Here is a 20,080-nt window from a genome sequence, read left to right as displayed (position 1 = left end):
TGAACAGCAACAATGAAGCCTTGCAATAAAACGAGCGATGAATGCAGCACAATCCCATCTATGTGATTTGCAGCTTTAACGACATTCCGAGCCGCCAGGCGATGGGATTCCGTCTTGTAGTCGTCGATGATGACGGCAATCGCCGCCCGTGGCCCATCATTGTGGTGCGATGGGGCAAAAAGGTGATCGGCTATGTCAATAAATGCCCCCACAACGCCGTCAATTTGGACTGGGAGCTGAACCAATTCCTCGATCCATACGGCATCAGGCTGATGTGCGGCAAGCACGGTTCAACCTTCGAACTTGGCACCGGGCGGTGCGTCGAAGGTCCATGTCAGGGTAGAGCGCTCGCGCCGATCGCATTGGTCGTTATGGATGGTGACATCTGCGTCGTCGGTGTGCATCTTGTGGAAGACGATGCATCGGCCGACAACTGAAGACCGCGCTCAGACCGGCCGGTTCTCGTTGCGGTTTTTAACAGCCTCCATCCTCTTTAGTCCGTCGTCATACGAGATCTCCTCATGGGATAGATCGAGATGCTTTGTGGCATCGAGGAGGTAATCAAGCTTGCCGCCCGGATCGAGCTTCTTGATGTCGTCCTTGTTCAGCCCGACCAGGTCCATCAGCTCCTTCCAAACGGTGGATTCGTCGCACGGTAACACGTGGAAGTTAATATCGCCGAGGTTAACTCGGTACTTCGCCAGCAGATCGATGTTGTTGCAGAAAATGAAGTAGCTGCCGGTTGGGCTTAAGGCACCGTTGAGGACGGTTGCGACGTCAGCAAGATACGCGAAGGAATGTAAGTAGCCGGCCAGCACGGGAATAGTGCGCTCTCCGTCCTGCGCGATCGTCAGAACCTGCTCGATCGAATAGTCTGGCGGTCGTTTCTCGTCCGCGACCTGAGTCTGGAACTTTAGTGCGATGTCCCCGCGAAAGCCGAACCGGCCCGGCTTGGTGGTCGCGCCTTTGAGTACGGCGTTGAGAAGGCGGCCCTCCTTCTCGAGTCTGCCGAGTGCGGTGTTCTCGATTGCAGTCATTAAATGTGTCCTCGATCTAAGCTCTTCACCGATCCGTTGGTCGGTGCCAGACGCGATGCAAATTGCCTGCCGCCGCATGCGTAGCGGCCTTCAGCGCAGCTTGGAAAGAAAACGCCTCGGTGGTTGGGACCGCCTCAAGTAGCTTTGTCAGGATCCTGACAGCCGTTCCAACGCCGACGGCGCGAAAGTGAGCATCATTAAGCGTCTGCGCGCTGGCACGTGACTTGCTCTCAGCTGGGTCCAAGCTGACGAGGGAAAGACGTGATCAACCTGACCGATAGCGCAGTGAATGCGATCAAGAGCGCGATTTCATCCTCGGCGCGCCCGGCCGGTGGTCTGCGCGTCATGATCGAAGCAGGCGGCTGCAATGGATTCAAATACAAGATGGGCCTGGCCGAGGAGCCAAAGCCTGACGACACCGTGATCGAATGCGATGGACTGAAGGTGTTCGTCGATAACAAGAGCCGTGAGCATCTGGTCGGCACGACCATCGATTTCGTGCTGGCACCGGAGAGCTCCGGCTTTACCTTTCACAACCCGAACGCCACCGCGAACTGCTCCTGCGGAAAATCGTTCAGCTGACGGAAAACATTGATGAGGTCAGGAGGAGAAGGAATTGAACCATGCCGGCCGAACCAGAACAAGTGAGGAGATCGTCTTTCACTACGAAGCGGGAGGGGCGCATTCGTTGCGTGCACGGCGAGATCCGGCCCAATATGCAAGCCGGCCGAGGCGACTGTTCGCTGAACAGCACGATAGCAGCGTGCTCATGGCGAGGCGGGCCGGTGCTGGCAGGTCGTGCAAGCTTTCGAGCGTAAGGTTAGGAGGCGTTCAGACGCGATTGGTAGATAAGAGCGGAGGATTGGATCGCCTAGTCCTCGTCGCTGCAGCAGGCGAGGTGGTGGATTGAGTGAAAATCGAGCGCTGATTTACCTCGATAACAATGCAACGACGCGGACTGATCCATCCGTCGTGCAAACCATGTTGCCTTTCTTCACTGAGCAATTCGGCAATGCCTCGTCAAGGCATGCCTTGGGCAGCGAAATCGCAGTCGCTGTGAGGCGGGCTCGGAGAAGCCTGAGCGGCCTGTTAGGTAGTGCATACGATCACGAAATCGTCTTCACCTCGGGAGGGACCGAGGCCAATAATGCCGCAATCCTCTCTGCGCTTGCGACGCAAGAAGGTCGAGACGAGGTGGTCACCACTTCGGTTGAGCACCCCGCCGTACTTGCGCTAACGGAGCAATTGGCGGCAAGGGGAATCAAGACGCGCATTGTACCCGTAGATGCTTGCGGCAGGCTCGACATCGAGGCGTTTCGCTGCGCGCTTGGGCCACGAACAGCGATTGCCTCGGTTATGTGGGCCAATAACGAGACCGGAACGATGTTTCCTGTGGAGTTTCTGGCCGGGTTGACCCGTGAGGCGGGCGCACTGTTTCACACAGATGCGGTCCAGGCGATTGGTAAGGTGCGCTTAAACCTAAAGGACAGCGCGATCGACATGTTGTCGCTATCCGCGCACAAACTGCACGGCCCCAAGGGGGTCGGCGCGCTATATTTGCGCAAGGGGATTAAATTCCGGCCGCTGATCTGCGGCGGATCACAGGAACGAGGGCGACGCGGCGGGACTGAGAATATTCCCGGAATCGTCGGACTGGGGAAAGCTGCCGGGCTTGCGGCGGAGCGGCTTGAACCCGAGCGCGTCCGCATTGGCGCGTTACGCGACCGCCTTGAGCAGGGAATTTTGCGCAATGGCGAGTGCGCTGTGCTCGGCGACATCGGCAATCGGTTGGCGAACACGACCAATATTGCCTTCGACCATCTCGAAGGCGAAGGCATTGCCCACCGTCTCAACCGGGCGGGCATCGCCGTGTCGCTCGGATCAGCCTGCAGTTCGGGCTCAATGCAGCCATCGCATGTTCTGCGTGCCATGCAGGTGCCGGCGTGGCGGATGCACGGCGCCATTCGCTTTTCTCTTTCGCGTGAAACCACCTTCGCTGAAGTCGATGAGGTCGTGTACGCAGTGTCAGATATCGTGGCTCGCATGCGCGCCACATCCAGCGTCACAGTCGGGGAGTAGACGTCGTGAAAATCATGATCCGCCGCTCTCCGGACGCGGGCCTGTCGATCTACGTGCCAAAAAAGGATCTCGAAGAGCCAATCGTTGCCTCCGAGTACGAGACCTTATGGGGGGGCTGGATCAAAGTAGCTAACGGCTGGGTGCTCGATTTGCCCGAGATGGCGAGCGACACACGGTTACCGATCACAATCGACGCGAAGAAGCGGGATGAGAACGGCGACGATCCGTGAAGGCACTCATGGACATTGGCGCCCGCCTGGGGACCGGAACCATTGGCGTCTATCTCGTCCTGGCATGACGGAATTGGATCCGATGTGCTGCGCCCCCCCCCAGAGGCATCGGTCGCTTCCTTCCGGCCGGTTGACCTATCCGGGGGATCTTTGGGGAACGAATAGCTGTCGGTGCGGCATATCAAGATCAGCAAACGTCGGCCCGCCGCGACGGCATTGATGACGCAGGCATCGCTCGGTCAGTTGGGCCCAGGCGATTGCACCATCATCTTTGGCCCTCATTGCTGCCCGTCATAGTAGGGCGCGTGTCGCCCACTATTAGCCTTATGAAGTCCGGATCCCCCAGTTCGGATCCACCCAATTGGAAGCGGCAGCGCGTGAAGGCCCGTTTAGATGAAGCCGCATGCGGGCGCGTCCAACGCGAGAGTAAATGCGCAAGCGATGGAGCTCTGAGTGAGAACGGCGACGCGTCTGTCGCTTTGCCGACAGGCTCATCATTGCTGTTCTTGCAAGCGCCAACGCTATCGTCGTGATAACTCGGTGGACTACGGTTGCGATCGCACATCCTCGCCATGGCATGCAAGTTGCTACGCAGCTTCCTGAAGCGCGCTCAAGAATGACCTGGGGCGATGATGCTTGCAGAGAGAATGGGAATGAACGCGGTCGTGGGACGCGGAAAGTATATCAAAGCTGCAGTGAATGGCGGAAACATCATGCAGCCCATCACCGAGCATAAGGGCTGCCGCGCTTCGGCCAACACCGGGCGGGCGAGCTGCGGCTCGCAGGACAGCCAAGGCGATCTGCCGATCGGGATCTGGGAAAAGGTCAAAAACCATCCCTGCTATAGCGAAGATGCGCATCATCATTACGCTCGCATGCATGTCGCGGTCGCGCCTGCTTGCAACATCCAGTGCAATTACTGCAACCGAAAATACGACTGCGCCAATGAATCGCGTCCCGGAGTGGTGAGCGAGAAACTCACCCCTGAGCAGGCGGCGAGAAAAGTGATCGCGGTCGCGACGACCATTCCGCAGATGACAGTCGTTGGCATCGCTGGTCCCGGCGATGCCCTGGCCAATCCAGCAAAGACGTTTAAAACGTTCGAGCTGATCAGCCAGGCCGCTCCCGACATCAAGCTGTGTCTGTCAACCAACGGAATCGCACTGCCGGACTATGTCGATGCCATCGTCAAGGCCAGAATTGACCACGTCACCATCACGATCAACATGGTCGATCCGGAAATCGGAGCCAAGATCTATCCGTGGATCTTCTTCAACCACAAGCGATACACCGGCATCGAGGCGGCAAGGATACTCACCCATCGCCAGCTGCAAGGCCTCGAGATGCTTAGCGAACGCGGCATTTTGTGCAAGATCAACTCGGTGATGATCCCCAACATCAATGATGACCACCTGGTCGAGGTCAATAAGGCGGTCACGTCGCGCGGTGCCTTCCTTCACAATATCATGCCGCTGATCTCCGCGCCCGAGCACGGAACAGCATTTGGCCTCAACGCTCAGCGCGGCCCGACGGCGCAAGAATTGAAGGCGCTGCAAGATGCTTGCGAAGGGCAGATAAACATCATGCGGCATTGCCGCCAGTGCCGCGCTGATGCGGTCGGTCTACTCGGCGAGGATCGCAGCGCAGAGTTCACTAATGATCGGGTGATGAAAATGGACGTCCAATACGACTTAGCGATGCGCAAGGCTTATCAGGAAAAGGTAGAGAACGAGCGCCTTTCCAAAGTTGCCGCCGACCAAAAGGAGCTTGCGGAACTTTCCGGAGACATGAGGGCGATCACTCTTCTGGTGGCGGTCGCCACCAAGGGCTCCGGATTGATCAACGAGCACTTTGGACATGCAAAGGAATTCCAAGTGTACGAGCTTTCCACATCCGGCGCCAAGTTCGCTGGTCTGCGCTGTGTGGAAGGTTACTGCCAGGGCGGCTATGGCGAGGAAGATAGATTATCCGCGATCATGCGCGACATCCATGACTGCCACGCGGTCTTCGTGGCTAAGATCGGCGGCTGCCCGAAAAGCAGTCTGATCGAGGCAGGAATCGAGCCAGTTGATCAATTCGCTCATGAGTTCATTGAGAAGTCGGCGATCGCTTGGTTCAGATCCTATCTCGACAAGGTGAAGCGCGGGGAGATCCAGCACGTGCAGCGCGGCGAGCCTGCGTGTCGGTTGGGAGACCGGATCTCTGCGGCGTAAGGAGAAATATGTGCCGTTCAAAATCATCGCCTCGCAGTGTACGAGCTGCTCAGCCTGCGAACCATTATGCCCGAACGTTGCTATCTCGGAGAAGGGGGGAAGCTTTGTCATTGAAGCGGCAAAATGCACCGAATGTGTTGGCCATTTTGACGAGCCACAATGTGTCGCCGCCTGTCCAGTCGACAATACCTGCGTGGTTGACACGTCGTTGCCTCGCTACCAAGCGCCAGCCTAAAGCGGGCGCCCTCATGAGCGGCATGCAAGGACCTGGTGCTGAATACGTCGCAAGCGCCGCCCGTTGGATCGCAGGTGCCGACGTTCGCTCTCCCTTATGGACGGCGATTCCTCTGGGTTACCCTGCGATAGTGCTGTTGCTGGTCGGCAGCATGGCTTGGCGGCATTTCGGCGGTTCGAGGGCGCGTCGTAATGCTGAGAGCGGCCTTCCAGGCCGCGCTCCCATCGTGGATGTGATTGACAATATCGCGCGCGGCCACGAAGTGATGCGGAATGTCGCCTGGGGGCTATGCGGCGTCCGTGCATCTCTAGAGCGAGCGACGCATGAGGAGCGGTATATGAACATCATTCTTCGCGACAGCGACGTCGTCGAGCTAAGCGATCCGCCCGTCTTCAGCTTTGGCCAGAAGCTTCGAGCCAATCGCACCATCCGCAATGATGGCACCTATCCCGGTAAGGAGATTGGCGACGTCTTAGTCAAGAAGGGCGAGGTGGGTTACGTCATCTCGATCGGTACGTTCTTACAGCAATTCTACATCTACGGTGTAGAGTTTTTGGAAAGCGGCCGCCGCGTTGGCATGAAACGCAAGGAACTAGAGCCAGTGGATGCCTGCGAGGAGGTCGATGATTTGCCATTACCGGAGGAGTCATGACTAAGCAAGGTGTTACGAAATGTCGGCGGGGCCAGCGGGGCAAACCCGCCGCCGACCTCATCAAGGACCACTCATCTACCAATACGGAGCCCGACGGAGCTTTGCTCGCTGCCAGAACGACCCGCCAGACCGTCATCGATACTCTCAACAACGAAGCTTATGAGCCGATCTTTATTGTGCGATTTTGGTGAGGAGCTGCTCATGTGCTGGTCTTCAAGAAGAAATCAGAGTGCTTTGAATGGAGGCTTTCGTCATGAATGCCGCACTGATGAGGAAAGCAACGGGGATAGTTCCTCACCCCAACGAGCTTGATCGCAAACGGATCGAGCGCGGCTTGAGCGCGCGCAAGCGCTATCTCTACGTCTCGCCAAACGTGACGCCAGTGAGGGGCGGCTACCTCATCGAGAGTCCATGTTGCTCGCGCAACATCGACAAGGACGGCGCCTTGGTCGACGTCGCGCTGATTCTTTATGACTCCGTGAGCGGGATCTGGAAGCTGTTTCACAAGAATCACGCGGGGGGAGTCTGGGAGTTTTACAGCCTTTATCACCGCTTGACTCCTGCAATCGACGAGTTGAATGCGGATCCCGAGCGCCTGTTCTGGCAATGAGAGGCTGCCATGTCCGAGGGATAGAGGAACGACGATGGCGCTCACGACGGACGGATTGATCGAATTCGGACAACTGCATACTGCCGATGGCGCCGACATGGGTCACTTTGTCGAGGTGCGCCGCGGCTTTCCCCAGCTTGCTTGTGTGCGCTGTGATGCGTCAGATTTGTCGGATCAGCCGTTCCAACAGTGTCCTCGTTTCGATCTTCCTCTGCTCGATGATCGGACCACTGCGTGCAGATTACGGCCGACCGAACGCGAGCGACCGGGATCGTATTGGCCAAGATGAATGCTGGGCGGTGAGCACTGAACCAGCGGAATATGGCGTAGTGCATTTTAAGCCTTCCGATGAAATCCAAGAGGATGTCGAATGGTCGAGCAGTGTTACGAGGCGCATCTGCAATCATGTGAAGGTGTCGGGTCGCTTTATGTTGCGCCCGACGTGACAGAGGTGAGTTGATCGCATGCTCCCTGTTATGTTGAGGTGCACTTCACGCGATCGGAGCACTGCGCCGTTATCGATGGTCAGCGCGGCACACGGGTTGAAACGGCGCCCATATTGCCCAAACGCTTGCACGCAACTAACCTATCGCCGGCTATCGGCGTGGCTACTCTCTGCTTGCGTAGAAGATAGCCAATCGCGTCATGTCGCTTCCATTTCACACCGGTCTCGCGAACAAGCAGATCGAGTTTATCGTCGAGACCATGAAAGATGTGGCGACAACGTGGGCGCCTGCGCGGCGATTGACTGAGATGATCGTCATCCAAGACAAAGAGTACGAGAGGTTCATTGGGGGTGAGTTTAGGTTTTGTCAGCGCAAGAGATGAGCAAGCGGACCAAGGACACTTGGTTTGTACGACGTTGCCGAGCGACATCGTGATCCGCCCAGTGCAGGAGGGTGCCGGCCGCCGAAGACAACGCATCTAGAAAGCCGCAAGAGAAATGTTCCAGGTGAGTGCGGAGAAGGCATGCTCGATCATAGAACAGCTCGGCGTGCAAGGCGCGGCTTGAGGCAGGCGCCAAGATGTCTGAAAGCGAGCACATTACAATCGAGATTGTCGGTGTCCAGCTCGTGATCGTTGCTGACCAAAATCGGGAATCGGTATGAACTCTCAAGAAGTCATCATCCACGTCCGCTTCGCGCCGAACGGGCGGGTGATACAAATCAGCGAGCGTCCAGCAAAGCTCAATCCGAACCAATGGTTTGATGTCCTCAACACCCGTGCGAGCTCGGCTTATCGGCCGCTCGCTCGGGGCCGAGGGGTTTTTCGGCTGAGCCGGACTGCGGTCGATGCCTTCAAGCAGGAATCCGCGGGGCCGGCATCAGCGCACTGATTGTCGGCGACTTGATGAGCGAGCAGATCGAATCAGTCCGACCGACGCATCATTCTGACCGAGGCCATGGGCGTTTAGCCCGATCTCGGATCGCTGCTATGGGCGAGAATGCCGACATTGTTGCGACTGCGCCGAATTGTAAGACGCGCCCGTTACGCATCTGGTGTGCAACTTGCTTTGGAGAATTTCGATGACAAGTGAGTGGTGAATGAAGAATGAGATCGGGATGACGGAAGAAGACGTTGGTATTGATCAGGAAGCGGTTTCGGACGCCAAGGTATCGATCGCTCATCCTCAGCGGCGACAACGACTATGTCGCCCTCTCATTCCGGCTGCTTTCGCAAGGCGAGTGGGAATCAGTCGTATCGATCGCCAATGGGGCGTTCAACCGTTAGAGGGTATGGGCGACTATGTGCTCACACCTCATCCCTTCAGATGAAGTCCACTATCGGAGAATAGGCGCGTGAATTCAGAAAGCAAATTTGATCTTCCTCAGCTCTATAGGCATCATGTTTTCGCGTGCAACACGCAGCGTCCGCCAAGCCATCCGCACGGCAGTTGCGGCGCCTCGGGCGCGCAAGCTCTCTGGGATCGAATGGGCAAGGCGATCGAAGCGCAAGGTCTCAACGATATTGGCTTCACGACAGCGGACTGCCTTGGCTTTTGTAATACTGGTCCCTTGCTGGTTGTCTATCCCGACGGAGTCTGGTATCGCGCGACCACGCCTGAGGACGTTGACGAGATCGTCAACTCCCACCTCAAGCAGGGCAAACGTGTCGACCGCCTCGTGATGGTGCTCAAGCGAAGCTAGAGGCGTCGCTTGGGTCGCCACTTGCCCTGGCTAGCAAGCATGAACGGCTTGTTAGTCCATGAACCGGCATGTTTGGAGCTCAGATCATCTGATGTTGACCGGGCACCTTGCGCCCACGAGTCCGCTGACAGCAGGCCATAGAGCTTGGCGCGGCGTACCGTGTTTCTTCTATGCCAAAATGGGAAAATGGCGCCGTTGCAGCGCGCGACGAAACGGGCATATGATCATGTGCCGGGTTTATGTTTGTGTACTGTCACTCACGTGCCACGCGAGTCCGTAACTCGCAGCGGGCGCAATGCTGCGAATGGGGCACTCTCTTGCGAGCTAACGCGTGGTTGACGCGTCAGCTTGCTTCCTGCCACAGTGCGGTGAGAGTAGGAGATGGGCTCGATGAGCTCGCTGCGTCCGAGCTGATCAAACGAAGTCTCCTTTGGGACCCCGTTCTTCAGAACTTGTAAGCGACGCCGCCGCTGACGAGCCATGGATCGATATGTGCACGGCCGGTAACGGCAATCGCATTGTTTATGGTCGCCGAGTACTCCGGCCGCAGCCACAGTTTTTTCACGTCAAAGTTGAGGCCCCAGTGACGATCAAGCATGTAATCGAATCCGAATTGGATCGCCGCGCCAAATTGGTTTCTGAGGTGTAGATCGGTGACGGCAAGACCGGCGAGCGACGTGTTGGCTGCCGATTGGTTGAAGAATACAGTGTAATTGATGCCCGCGCCGAGATAAGGCTTGAGCGGCCCAAAATCGGTGAAGTGATATTGCAGGGTCAGTGTAGGCGGCAACAGCCAGGTTTTTCCGATATCGAGCCCAGTGAGCGCGCCATTGCCGCTGATGTGATGGTTAGTCACGCCGAGAATGAGTTCAGCGGCTAAGTTATTTGTGAAGAAATAGGTGATGTCCAGCTCTGGTATGACTTGATCGCTGATCGAAAGCCCAGAACTTGGTGATGAGAGCGATGGCGTCCCGGAAACGTTGACCGAACTGCCTGCGGTATCCGGCAAAACGCCGAGCACGCGCAAGCGGATCATCCAAGGGTTGCGGGGTTCAATTGGAGGCGCTTTATAGTAGACCGGCGCCGGATCCAGATCCGCACTACGTGCCGAGTTGCTGGCCAACGGGGTCGCTAGCGCGAGGACCGATGCCATCGCCAGAACTGCTCTTGCTTTCATCGAATTCTCCATTCCAAAGTCGCGCGAGATGTCGCGCAAGGTCTCTGTCACACATTGGGACTGCCGGAGGATTTGATATCGATCAAAATGAGAGCGGCGGTTAGTGCAATCATGCCTGTAAGTTGTATTAGGATCACACCGGCGAAGCGTGGTGATCTGTTCTGATCGTTAGTGTATCCGAGAGGTCGTCTGAGCCGAGGCTCTCGAAGCAGCTGCCTCTCGGCTTGGTGCTCTGATCTAATCCAAGCCGCGGAAGTCATGCGTGATAAAGCCACCGACTGCGGCGAATCCTCTCACGGGTCGCTAAGGCGGACGGGCGACATTCAAGCGCAATATTGGCGATGCCTCCCTACGGAGTAGGCACCTGCGCGGGGCGGTCTCAGCAGAGGCCCACTCTGTTACTGCTCGTGCAAGCCGCCAGTGGAGCACGTCATTCTTGGCATGGCAAACGCTCAGCGTTTCCTCACGTCTGCGGGCAACACGTGCGGTTTGCTTCTTGCAAGCATCCCTCGAGCTCATCGTGAGCCTTGCGGCCAAGTAGCGACAGCACGAGCCCATGATCGAGTCCGGCACATCGTGCCCCGTCTACGTCAATCAGCGGTCGTCGTATCAGGAGCGGATCGCCAGCCATCAATGCAAGTGCGTTTGCAGCATCGACAGAATCGGGGTTGACTTCGCCTGACTTGATACGAGGCGCGGCTCGGTTGAACCAGGAGCCGGCGGGCATATTGCGGAAGAAGCTGCGCAATTCGTCCGCATGCCATGGCTCCGTCAAGATGTCTTTGACGACCACGTCGTGGCCCGCGGATTGAAACGCTTGAATCTGACGCGCATTCGTGGCGCAGCCGGGCTTCTGATAGAAAATGATTGTCGCCACGGCAAACCTATGTACGCGTTGTGAGACGAACGGGTGGCACGGCGCTGCTGCATCCGGCTGCCCATTTGAAATGCTTGCTGATCATCTCCAATATCAGCGCACCAGGCGCCGTTCCGTAGTTGCAACCCTCGCCGCGGGTCCGCCAGGTTTCGAGCCCGACCGGCATGTTCATTCTCCTCAAATTGCCCCTCTTATCAGAGGAGCAGCAAGTTCCGTTCCACAACTGAGACATCGGAATAGGTGTCGTCAATTCGTTTTTTTTGGCGCTGATGTTTGTGGTTGTTTGTTCGATGTCCGACAGCCGCGCAGATTCTGTTAGATCCAAAACGGCCAACGATCACGCAAGAGCTGGTTAGCTTTTGGAAACGTAATCAGAAGCTTAAGGTGCGCGGCCAAGCGTTGGCACGGCCGTTGCTAATAAGCGGCAGCAACACTGAGTGAGGGCTGAGTGCAGGCCGACGCGTAAGGCGAGCGATGCGCTCCTTCCCTTCAACCCGTGTGGCCCCCGCTTCTGCGAGAGAAACAAGCTCGCGCGAGAAGCGCGAGCTTTTGGATAATCGGTTGATGGAGAGCAACATGGCTTCACTAAGACAAATCGCGTTCTACGGGAAGGGCGGTATCGGCAAGTCCACCACTTCACAGAACACGCTGGCGGCGCTAGCCGAGCTGGGTCAGAAAATTCTGATTGTAGGGTGCGATCCGAAAGCGGACTCGACCCGCCTCATTCTGCACGCCAAGGCCCAAGACACGATTTTGAGCCTCGCCGCGAGCGCCGGCAGTGTGGAGGACCTAGAGCTCGAGGACGTAATGAAGGTCGGCTACAAGGACATTCGCTGCGTGGAGTCCGGTGGTCCAGAGCCAGGTGTCGGCTGCGCCGGCCGCGGTGTCATCACGTCGATCAATTTCCTGGAAGAGAACGGCGCCTACGAGAACATTGACTATGTCTCATACGATGTGCTTGGCGATGTCGTTTGCGGTGGTTTCGCGATGCCAATCCGCGAGAACAAGGCGCAGGAGATCTACATCGTGATGTCTGGTGAAATGATGGCGATGTATGCCGCAAACAACATTTCCAAGGGGATCTTGAAATACGCGAACTCTGGTGGCGTGCGGCTGGGCGGCCTGATTTGCAACGAGCGGCAGACCGACAAGGAACTGGAACTGGCGGAAGCGTTGGCCAAGAAGCTAGGAACTCAGCTGATCTACTTCGTGCCCCGCGACAACGTGGTGCAGCATGCAGAGCTACGCCGCATGACGGTGCTTGAGTATGCACCGGATTCCAAGCAGGCTGATCACTATCGGAAGCTCGCGGCCAAGGTTCACAATAATGGCGGCAAAGGCATCATCCCGACCCCGATCTCAATGGATGAGCTCGAGGACATGCTCATGGAGCATGGCATTATGAAGCCCGTCGATGAATCAATCATCGGCAAAACTGCTGCCGAACTCGCAGCCTCGTAAAGGTCGCGAGTCGCGGCCTTGTGAAGGCGCGCGACAGATGCCGGTCTCCCTCACCATCCCGGAGACCGGCATACTGACAAACGACGGTTGCCAAAACCAGGATGCGCCGTGACGAACCTTGCATTGTGAAGAACCACAGAGTTATGTCCGAGCCGCACGTCTTTCCGTTCGTGGCTGCTTGTGCTGTTGACGCTAACAGCCAGTCGCATAGGGGAATTACAACCTACCGCCTGCTCACCGGTAGGCATCCTGCAGATGCCGATATCGCCACGGATAGCAATTTCGATCGCCATGTTCTGGCGTCTATCCTAGCCGCTGCCACGATGGATAGTGGCTCCCTTCTTGAGAAGGTTGGCCTATCCGGCGTTGAATTGGCGGCCTTGCTGGAGCGGTACTTTCCCTCAACCGAGACCATGGCCGCGGAGCAGGCCTCGCCTTTCAGGTGGGAAGACGACGAGGAGATCGCAATGGTTCGCGATCTGTTGCTCAAGCAACGCTCAACCGAAGGGGATATCGGCCGCTGGCTGGCCGCGATGATCGCGCGCCGCGCCATTGAGCCGGACCATCTCTGGGAAGCTCTGGGCTTGCGCAATCGTGGCGAACTCTCTCTGCTGCTGAGCCGGCATTTCGCGCCGCTCGCCGCGCGTAATGTCAATAATATGCGTTGGAAGCGCTTCTTCTACCGCATGATTTGCGAGAATGAAGGCCTTGGGATGTGCACGACACCCGTGTGCACTCAATGTGACGACTTCAACGTCTGCTTCGGTGAAGAAAGCGGTGAGAGCCGGATGGCCGAGCGCCGGCGCGATTTTCTGTCGCACGCCGCAGCTTGGCCGGATGTGGCCAGCGGCCGGGTGTTTGCAATGCCTGGAGAGTCCGCAACCGCACCGTCATCCGAGAAGGCCTTGCCGGATTTGTAGGCCGTTCGTGGAGAGTGGATGCGAGGGGATGGCGTGTGTTCAAGGCGGCAGGATCGAGTGCTCCGCTACAATTCTCACATCCTAGTGCGCCGCAAGGAAGCCGTCGTAAAAGAAGGGAGGCGCGTTCTGTTTCGTAGCGCTGTCGCATTTGCCACAATCCATTTGCTGAAGAAGATCAGAAAAAGAGGCGTTAGCTTCTTCAATGGGTGGACTGTTACGACAGGCTGGCATGCTGGTTGCTGGAGTGTCGGCAGTTCAAACTATGAGGAGTTCCCGAGTGGTTGCCGCCAGCACCGCCGCCAAATCGGCTTGGTCCGATAAAACCATGCACCAACTCTACCGCGCTAAACGAGACGCCAGTACGCCATGGCCTGCAGGCGCCTGGCATTGCGTTCACCGGCGAGGAGAAGCTGGCGATTGCGCGGCCGCCGGCGTGGGGCGGAGTCACAAAGACTGCGGCGGCACGCCGTCATGGGCAATCAAGACACCGCCACCATCCGCGCCATCATCGAAGATCTTCCGCTCGCTATCACGGGGCTGGTGCGCGGACGCGGGAAACCGGTCCCGACGTGGCGATCGAAACAAAGGTGGTCATGATCAATACGTGATCCCAACCGGCGATATCGAGACCGCCTCCAAGCTGTGTGGTCATCAGGACTTCGTGTGGAATGGGTGAAGTAAGTACTAGGATATCCCGGGGTTGGGAACATGAGGTCGCCGTCCATGATGAGAACTCCCTCCGCCCCGTCACCGATTTCTCATCAGATTGATAGCCACCGCAAAAGCCGCGCGCACGTCGCTTTAGTACTCAGATCCGCTCAGTGTGGGCGCCATTCAGAACTCCGAAGGAGAATGTTCGATGACCAACTCATCACCAGGAGCGGGCATCCTGGATCGACTCAGCAAAGCCTCATCGGCAGAGGATTTCTTTTTGCTGCTTGGGGTCGAGTACGACCCGAAGGTCGTGGATGTCGCGCGCCTTCACATTCTAAAGCGCATGGGACAATACTTCGCCCAAGAGCAATTTTATGGTGCCGCAGAACCGGAAATCAGAGCTCGATGCAAGGCCATGTTGGAACAGGCCTATGCAGATTTCGTAGCATCGTCACCGATCCAGGAGCGAGTGTTCAAGGTTTTGAGGGATGCCGTCGTAGACTCTAGGAAGCCTGCGGCCTTTGTCCCTTTGAGCGAGTTGAAGTGACCGAGCATTCCACTGTAAGCGAAGTCTGCCCGACGGAGCCGAGGCACGAGCTTTCTATTTTCGGGGGCAAGTCTCTGCGGCCCTCGGCCCAGCAAGGACTGTCGTATTCCCGCCCATGTCTGAATTGTTTTGTTCGTGACTACGATATCAGCAGCTGTTTGAAGTGTCGCGCAAGCCATTACTTCCCACCGACTTTCAACCGTCTTTGCAACTGGTACGACACTTGCCTGATGTCCCGCTGATCCGATTATCAATGCCGACAGATGGTAGCGTCGGCGATGAGTTTGAAGGAGGAGCCATGATGCTGCTGTTACTGCCTGCCGAGCCGCCCTGCGCCATCGTATCGAGGCGCACGATCCCGGCAGGTCCCTTCGCAACGGTCTCTGACGCGGTCGCAGTTTCGTAGCGACGGTGAGATGGTGGTCAATGAATAAGTGTCCCCTTCGCGCTACTCCTGTGGCGGGTATGCACAGCAGCATCCGCATCAAATCGGCCCACGATTCCGCTCAGAGTTGTCTCCATCTCATGGCGGATAGAAACTACGCCACGAAGAGCGGTAGCATCGGCCCATACGGACTGCTAGCGCTGGAGGCGCGGAGAGCGGACTCATCAACCAGGCCTGGGAGCGGCCGGTTAGAATCAGCACGGCGTCCTGGCCAGCCGCGGTGGCGCTCGTCGAACCTGGCGTGCAAGGGTTCAGTTTGCAAGATCTCTCCAAATCCGGCCGAACGGGTACGTCTATTGCGACGACGCGTGTTGTTGTGCGACCGGTGCGAGCACGCAAGCGGGCAGAGCAGCCAGCCACTTGCTGACCAAAAGTGAACTTCAGTTAACGAGAGCGAAGAAGCAACCCGTGGCGCGGGCGCGCCTATCGTTGAGAGGAATTTAGACTATGAGCAACGTCAGCAGAACGGCCATGCCACCGGGGGCCGGCCGCGGTGCAGCCAAAAAAGAGCTGCCGGAGCACTTCAAGTCCTACAAGCACGTCTGGGTCTTTGTCGAGCTGGAGCGTGGCCAAGTGCATCCCGTTTCCTGGGAGCTCATGGGTGCGGGGCGCGGCCTTGCCGACAAGCTAAAGGTGAATCTTGCCGCCGTCGTTATCGGTCCGGAGGGGCAGCACACACGTAATGCAGCACTTGAAGCCTTTTGCTATGGCGCCGATCTGGCCTATCTCGTGAGCGACAATGTTTTGTCGGATTACCGCAACGAGTCCTATACCAAAGCGCTTACCGAACTCGTCAACACTTACAAGCCCGAGATATTGCTGTTGGGTGCGACGACGCTCGGTCGCGATCTCGCAGGTTCCGTGGCGACGACTCTGTCGACGGGGCTCACTGCCGACTGCACCGCGCTGGACGTGGACGCCGATGGTTCGCTTGCGGCGACGCGTCCAACCTTTGGCGGCTCGCTGCTCTGCACAATCTATACCTTGAATTATCGTCCGCAGATGGCCACTGTCCGCCCGCGGGTCATGCCGATGCCTGAACGTGTTGTGCGCGATGCCGCTCGTATCATCGTTCATCCGCTCGGCCTTGTCGAAGACGATATAGTCACAAAAGTATTGTCGTTCCTACCCGACCGCGATGCAGAAACGTCCAATCTTGCCTATGCCGATGTGGTGGTTGCGGGCGGGCTGGGGCTGGGATCGCCTGAGAATTTTCGGTTGGTGCGCGAGCTCGCAACTCTGCTTGGCGCTGAATATGGCTGCTCGCGTCCTCTCGTGCAGAAAGGGTGGGTTACGCCTGACCGGCAAATCGGCCAGACGGGCAAGACCATCCGGCCGAAGCTCTATATTGCCGCGGGCATTTCCGGTGCGATCCAGCACCGAGTTGGCGTCGAGGGCGCGGATTTGATCGTGGCCGTCAATACTGACAAAAACGCTCCGATCTTCGATTTCGCCCACCTTGCGATCGTCAGTGATGCCATGCAATTGCTACCGGCGCTGACGGCCGCATTTCGCGCGCGGCTTTTGCCAGATTCGCGCGCCAGGATTGCGGTCTAGAGGAGATACTGATGATTGAAGAGAGATTCGATGCGATCGTGGTCGGAGCCGGTATGGCCGGCAACGCGGCGGCATTGACGATGGCCAGACATGGTATGAAGGTGCTGCAGCTCGAGCGGGGCGAATATCCCGGATCGAAGAATGTGCAGGGGGCCATCCTCTATGCCGACATGGTGGAAAAGCTGGTCCCCAAGTTTCGAGAGGAGGCGCCGCTCGAGCGTCACGTGATCGAACAGCGGTTCTGGATGATGGATGATCGTTCCCATGTCGGTATGCACTACCGTTCGGAGGACTTCAACGAGGAGCGGCCGAACCGCTACACGATTATACGTGCCCAGTTCGACAAATGGTTTTCTTCCAAGGTGCGGGAGGCTGGCGCGATCGTTCTGTGCGAGACGACCGTCACAGAGCTCGCGCAGGACGACCGTAAAAGGATCGTCGGTGTCCGTACAGATCGCCAAGACGGGGAAATACATGCCGACGTCGTCGTTCTGGCCGAAGGCGTCAATGGTCTGCTCGGCACGCGTGCGGGCCTGCGCGCGCGTCCGACACCCGATACCGTTGCGCTCGCCGTGAAGGAAATGCATTTCTTGCCTCGTGAGACCATTGAAGCGCGCTTCAACCTCAAGGGCGATGAAGGCGTCGTGATCGAGGCTGCCGGTACGATTTCCCGCGGCATGACTGGGATGGGTTTCATCTACGCCAATAAAGAGTGCATTTCGCTTGGCATCGGTTGTCTCGTCGCCGACTTCCAGCGCACGGGCCAAACGCCGTACGGCCTGCTCGATCAATTCAAGAGGCACCCCTCTGTGGCGACCTTGATAGCAGGGTCGGAAGTAAAGGAATATTCGGCGCATCTCATTCCCGAAGGCGGGTACAAATCAATCCCGCAGCTTTATGGGGAAGGCTGGGTCGTAGTGGGCGATGCGGCCCAACTTAACAATGCCATTCATCGTGAGGGCTCAAATCTCGCGATGACCTCCGGCCGTATCGCCGCCGAAGCGATCGGACTGATCAAATCGCGCGGTGAACCGATGACAGCAGCAAATCTGTCAATCTACAAGAAGATGCTGGACGACTCTTTCGTCATCAAAGATCTGAAGAAGTACAAGGATTTGCCACCCCTCATGCATACCCACTCCCAAAATTTCTTTCTCACCTATCCGCAGCTCATCTCCAAGGCGATGCAGAACTTTGTGCGCGTCGATGGTACGCCCAAGGCTGAGAAGGAGAAGGCGAGCCTGAAATCCTTTGTCAAGGCGCGGTCATGGTCAGGTCTGGTCGGCGATGCTTGTCGTCTTGCCAGGGCCTGGCGCTGACCGTAACAGTGTGAAGCCCAGCAATGGAACGCAAAAGCATGAATGTCGAACCCTCCGTGCGCGTCGAAGACAAGCTGTATTACAACCGCTATCTTGTCGACGTCGGTCACCCTCACGTCAGGATCCGTGCGCACAAGGCGCCATCGCCGCAGCTCCTCGCACTTTTGAAGGCCTGCCCGGCGCGATGCTACGAGCTCAACGACGACGGCCAAGTCGAGATAGCAGTTGACGGCTGCATCGAGTGCGGTACCTGCCGCGTGCTCGCCGAGCCGACCGGCGACATCCAATGGAGCCATCCGCGCGGCGGATATGGCGTTCTGTTCAAGTTTGGCTGATGAGAGGACGCGGCAGTGGTGGGACCAAGTTTCGCGTAATCTCACCGTATCCGCGGCGCGTTCACCGTCAGTTGGATGGCGCCGGGTATTCGAGCAAGACACGTCATGGGGACGCTGCGCAAGGCATGAGTTGCAGATATCACGCTCGTTCGGAACCCGCAAAGGGCTGGTTGTGGCGCCACTGAGTAGCGCCACAATGCCCTGGAGCGGATGGCAGAGGAAAGATCAGTCTCCCGCCTGAGGGGAGACAGGCCCTGCGGCCTCGATTGCGATCGCCACTGACTGTATGATCGCAGCAAAGCGCACGGCGGTCTGGATCACTTCCGAATTCACGCCCGCGGCTCTCAGTGTCTTCTCATGGGCATCGATGCAGACACCGCAGCCGTTTATGGAGGAGACAGCAAGCGACCACAGCTCGAAGTCGGTCTTGTCCATGCCGGGATTGGCGGTCACGTCCATACGCAGCCGCGGCGGCATCGTCTTGTATTCCGGGTTGGAAGCGAGGTGAGCGAAGCGGTAGTAGACGTTGTTCATTACCACTAGAGCCGCCGCGGCTTTCGCTGCAGCGATCGCTACAGATGTCATCACGGCGGCGGCTGCCGATTCGACCGCGGCCATCAGAGCTGAATTGCGGCTGGCAATGGCGCTCGCCAACAGCACCCCGTATTTTCGTTGCGGCGAAAGCGTCTCATCGGCCACCAAGGAAGTCAAGTTAAGCCTGACATCCTCCGCGAAGTCGGGAATCCTGTCATATATTTGTTCGATCGACGACATGCGGCGTCAAGCAACTTTCAATGTTTCGCCGCCGATTTCGCGGTTGCAGGGACAGAGCTGGTCGGTTTGCAGTGCGTCCAGAACGCGGAGTGTGTCCTTAGGACTGCGCCCGACGCTGAGATTCGTCGCATAGATGTGCTGGATCGTGTTTTGGGGGTCAACAATAAAGGTGTAACGATAGGCAACCCCTTCGGGTGAACGCACACCAAGACCATCGACGAGCATTCCCTTTGTGTCGGCAAACTGCCAGATTGGTAGATTATGCAGGTCGACATGTGAGCGCCGCCAGGCGAGCTTGCAGAACTCGTTGTCAGTCGAGCCACCCAGTACAACCGCATCGCGGTCAGCGAATTCCTTGGAAAGGCGGGCAAACTCAGCGATCTCCGTCGGGCAGACGAAGGTAAAGTCCTTGGGATAGAAGAAGATGATCTTCCATTTTTCCGGAAAGCTCATTTCGGTCAGCGTCTCAAATGCACTCTGTCCTTCTTCTTCCTGCGCTTGAAAACCGGGCTTCACGCCTGTGATTTCGAACGGCGGCAACTGACTTCCAATTCCGAGCATGCTGTCCTCACACATTTCGCTTTTTTGGATCGTGAACTCGCTGGTGGAGCAAACTATATGCCACCCCTTCTTAGGACGGGAATGGGCCCAACAAGACAAGCCCAGCGGCTTGGTTACAGGCATGCTCGCGCGCTTGGTGCCTCGATCCCGCTAAGCTGGCGGTCATCTGGAGCACCTGCACTCGCACACAACGCGTTGGGGCCACCCTGAGAAACACCCCCCTACGCCAGCGGACGAATGCCTACGATCG

The 20,080-nt window shown here is 57.5% G+C and carries 22 protein-coding genes; 17 read left to right on the top strand and 5 right to left on the bottom strand.

Annotation, left to right across the window (positions count from 1 at the left end; translation table 11 throughout):
- The first annotated feature begins 41 nt into the window (after positions 1 to 41).
- On the top strand, positions 42 to 437 hold the full coding sequence (locus tag ACM42_RS03025) for a Rieske (2Fe-2S) protein (RefSeq protein WP_128947960.1): 396 nt from the start codon (positions 42 to 44) through the stop codon (positions 435 to 437).
- Between the two features lie 9 nt (positions 438 to 446).
- Here the strand turns inward: ACM42_RS03025 and ACM42_RS03020 are convergent, their stop codons facing one another.
- Positions 447 to 1,037 (bottom strand): hypothetical protein, encoded by a 591-nt coding sequence (locus ACM42_RS03020; RefSeq protein WP_128947959.1) that lies wholly within the window; start codon positions 1,035 to 1,037, stop codon positions 447 to 449.
- Positions 1,038 to 1,298: 261 nt separating this feature from the next.
- Between ACM42_RS03020 and ACM42_RS03015 the strand changes: the two genes are divergently transcribed.
- From ACM42_RS03015 to ACM42_RS02965, 10 genes are all read left to right on the top strand, one after another.
- Positions 1,299 to 1,619, top strand: a complete 321-nt coding sequence (locus tag ACM42_RS03015) for an iron-sulfur cluster assembly accessory protein (protein ID WP_271526542.1) — start codon at positions 1,299 to 1,301, stop codon at positions 1,617 to 1,619.
- A gap of 324 nt (positions 1,620 to 1,943) precedes the next feature.
- Positions 1,944 to 3,116, top strand: a complete 1,173-nt coding sequence (nifS, locus tag ACM42_RS03010) for a cysteine desulfurase NifS (protein ID WP_128947957.1) — start codon at positions 1,944 to 1,946, stop codon at positions 3,114 to 3,116.
- Positions 3,117 to 3,121: 5 nt separating this feature from the next.
- Positions 3,122 to 3,346: a putative nitrogen fixation protein NifT gene (gene nifT / locus ACM42_RS03005; RefSeq protein WP_128947956.1), complete on the top strand. Its 225-nt coding sequence runs from the start codon at positions 3,122 to 3,124 to the stop codon at positions 3,344 to 3,346.
- A 653-nt stretch (positions 3,347 to 3,999) separates the two neighbouring features.
- Positions 4,000 to 5,559, top strand: a complete 1,560-nt coding sequence (gene nifB, locus ACM42_RS03000; RefSeq protein WP_164937317.1) for a nitrogenase cofactor biosynthesis protein NifB — start codon at positions 4,000 to 4,002, stop codon at positions 5,557 to 5,559.
- A 10-nt stretch (positions 5,560 to 5,569) separates the two neighbouring features.
- Positions 5,570 to 5,794 (top strand): 4Fe-4S binding protein, encoded by a 225-nt coding sequence (locus ACM42_RS02995; protein ID WP_128947955.1) that lies wholly within the window; start codon positions 5,570 to 5,572, stop codon positions 5,792 to 5,794.
- Between the two features lie 337 nt (positions 5,795 to 6,131).
- Positions 6,132 to 6,446, top strand: a complete 315-nt coding sequence (locus ACM42_RS02990; RefSeq protein WP_128947954.1) for a nitrogen fixation protein NifZ — start codon at positions 6,132 to 6,134, stop codon at positions 6,444 to 6,446.
- The gene (locus ACM42_RS02985) at positions 6,443 to 6,637 is read left to right on the top strand and encodes a nitrogen fixation protein NifZ (protein WP_128947953.1); all 195 of its coding nucleotides are present in this window, start codon (positions 6,443 to 6,445) and stop codon (positions 6,635 to 6,637) included. The genes ACM42_RS02990 and ACM42_RS02985 overlap by 4 nt, the downstream gene beginning before the upstream one ends.
- A gap of 62 nt (positions 6,638 to 6,699) precedes the next feature.
- Positions 6,700 to 7,056 carry a DUF3024 domain-containing protein gene (locus ACM42_RS02980; RefSeq protein WP_128947952.1) on the top strand — a complete coding sequence of 119 codons (357 nt, stop codon included), beginning with the start codon at positions 6,700 to 6,702 and terminating at the stop codon, positions 7,054 to 7,056.
- 1,544 nt (positions 7,057 to 8,600) lie between these two features.
- Entirely contained in the window at positions 8,601 to 8,831 is a 231-nt protein-coding gene (locus tag ACM42_RS02970; protein ID WP_271526541.1) for a hypothetical protein, read from the top strand.
- Positions 8,832 to 8,855: 24 nt separating this feature from the next.
- Positions 8,856 to 9,203 (top strand): (2Fe-2S) ferredoxin domain-containing protein, encoded by a 348-nt coding sequence (locus ACM42_RS02965; RefSeq protein WP_271526540.1) that lies wholly within the window; start codon positions 8,856 to 8,858, stop codon positions 9,201 to 9,203.
- 445 nt (positions 9,204 to 9,648) lie between these two features.
- Here the strand turns inward: ACM42_RS02965 and ACM42_RS02960 are convergent, their stop codons facing one another.
- Together ACM42_RS02960 and ACM42_RS02955 are read right to left on the bottom strand one after the other, a co-directional pair.
- The gene (locus tag ACM42_RS02960) at positions 9,649 to 10,392 is read right to left on the bottom strand and encodes an OmpW/AlkL family protein (protein WP_442868893.1); all 744 of its coding nucleotides are present in this window, start codon (positions 10,390 to 10,392) and stop codon (positions 9,649 to 9,651) included.
- Positions 10,393 to 10,843: 451 nt separating this feature from the next.
- Positions 10,844 to 11,257: an ArsC/Spx/MgsR family protein gene (locus ACM42_RS02955; RefSeq protein ID WP_128947948.1), complete on the bottom strand. Its 414-nt coding sequence runs from the start codon at positions 11,255 to 11,257 to the stop codon at positions 10,844 to 10,846.
- Between the two features lie 576 nt (positions 11,258 to 11,833).
- On the opposite strand from ACM42_RS02955, the gene nifH reads away from it, so the two are divergent.
- The 6 genes from nifH to ACM42_RS02925 all read left to right on the top strand — a co-directional run bounded on the left by nifH (position 11,834) and on the right by ACM42_RS02925 (position 18,495).
- Positions 11,834 to 12,718: a nitrogenase iron protein gene (nifH, locus tag ACM42_RS02950; protein ID WP_128948000.1), complete on the top strand. Its 885-nt coding sequence runs from the start codon at positions 11,834 to 11,836 to the stop codon at positions 12,716 to 12,718.
- 143 nt (positions 12,719 to 12,861) lie between these two features.
- Entirely contained in the window at positions 12,862 to 13,638 is a 777-nt protein-coding gene (locus ACM42_RS02945) for a nitrogen fixation protein NifQ (protein ID WP_164937316.1), read from the top strand.
- An 859-nt stretch (positions 13,639 to 14,497) separates the two neighbouring features.
- A complete protein-coding gene (nifW, locus tag ACM42_RS02940; RefSeq protein ID WP_128947946.1) occupies positions 14,498 to 14,839 on the top strand; it encodes a nitrogenase stabilizing/protective protein NifW in 342 nt (113 codons plus the stop codon).
- Between the two features lie 892 nt (positions 14,840 to 15,731).
- A complete protein-coding gene (locus tag ACM42_RS02935) occupies positions 15,732 to 16,841 on the top strand; it encodes an electron transfer flavoprotein subunit alpha/FixB family protein (protein WP_271526539.1) in 1,110 nt (369 codons plus the stop codon).
- An 11-nt stretch (positions 16,842 to 16,852) separates the two neighbouring features.
- Positions 16,853 to 18,160: an FAD-dependent oxidoreductase gene (locus ACM42_RS02930; RefSeq protein ID WP_271526538.1), complete on the top strand. Its 1,308-nt coding sequence runs from the start codon at positions 16,853 to 16,855 to the stop codon at positions 18,158 to 18,160.
- A gap of 38 nt (positions 18,161 to 18,198) precedes the next feature.
- Positions 18,199 to 18,495, top strand: a complete 297-nt coding sequence (locus ACM42_RS02925) for a ferredoxin family protein (protein ID WP_271526537.1) — start codon at positions 18,199 to 18,201, stop codon at positions 18,493 to 18,495.
- Between the two features lie 225 nt (positions 18,496 to 18,720).
- On the opposite strand, the gene ACM42_RS02920 is transcribed toward ACM42_RS02925, so the two are convergent.
- Together ACM42_RS02920 and ACM42_RS02915 are read right to left on the bottom strand one after the other, a co-directional pair.
- Complete coding sequence (locus ACM42_RS02920) at positions 18,721 to 19,269, bottom strand: carboxymuconolactone decarboxylase family protein (protein WP_271526536.1); 549 nt, start codon at positions 19,267 to 19,269, stop codon at positions 18,721 to 18,723.
- Positions 19,270 to 19,275: 6 nt separating this feature from the next.
- Complete coding sequence (locus tag ACM42_RS02915; RefSeq protein ID WP_271526535.1) at positions 19,276 to 19,830, bottom strand: peroxiredoxin; 555 nt, start codon at positions 19,828 to 19,830, stop codon at positions 19,276 to 19,278.
- Between the last annotated feature and the right edge of the window lie 250 nt (positions 19,831 to 20,080).

Origin of the sequence: Bradyrhizobium sp. CCBAU 25338 (genome assembly GCF_028128965.1) — a bacterium.
GTDB classification, from domain to species: domain Bacteria; phylum Pseudomonadota; class Alphaproteobacteria; order Rhizobiales; family Xanthobacteraceae; genus Bradyrhizobium; species Bradyrhizobium liaoningense.
The sequence above is the reverse complement of the archived record's forward strand: the minus strand, read 5'-3'. Positions and strand labels throughout refer to the sequence as shown.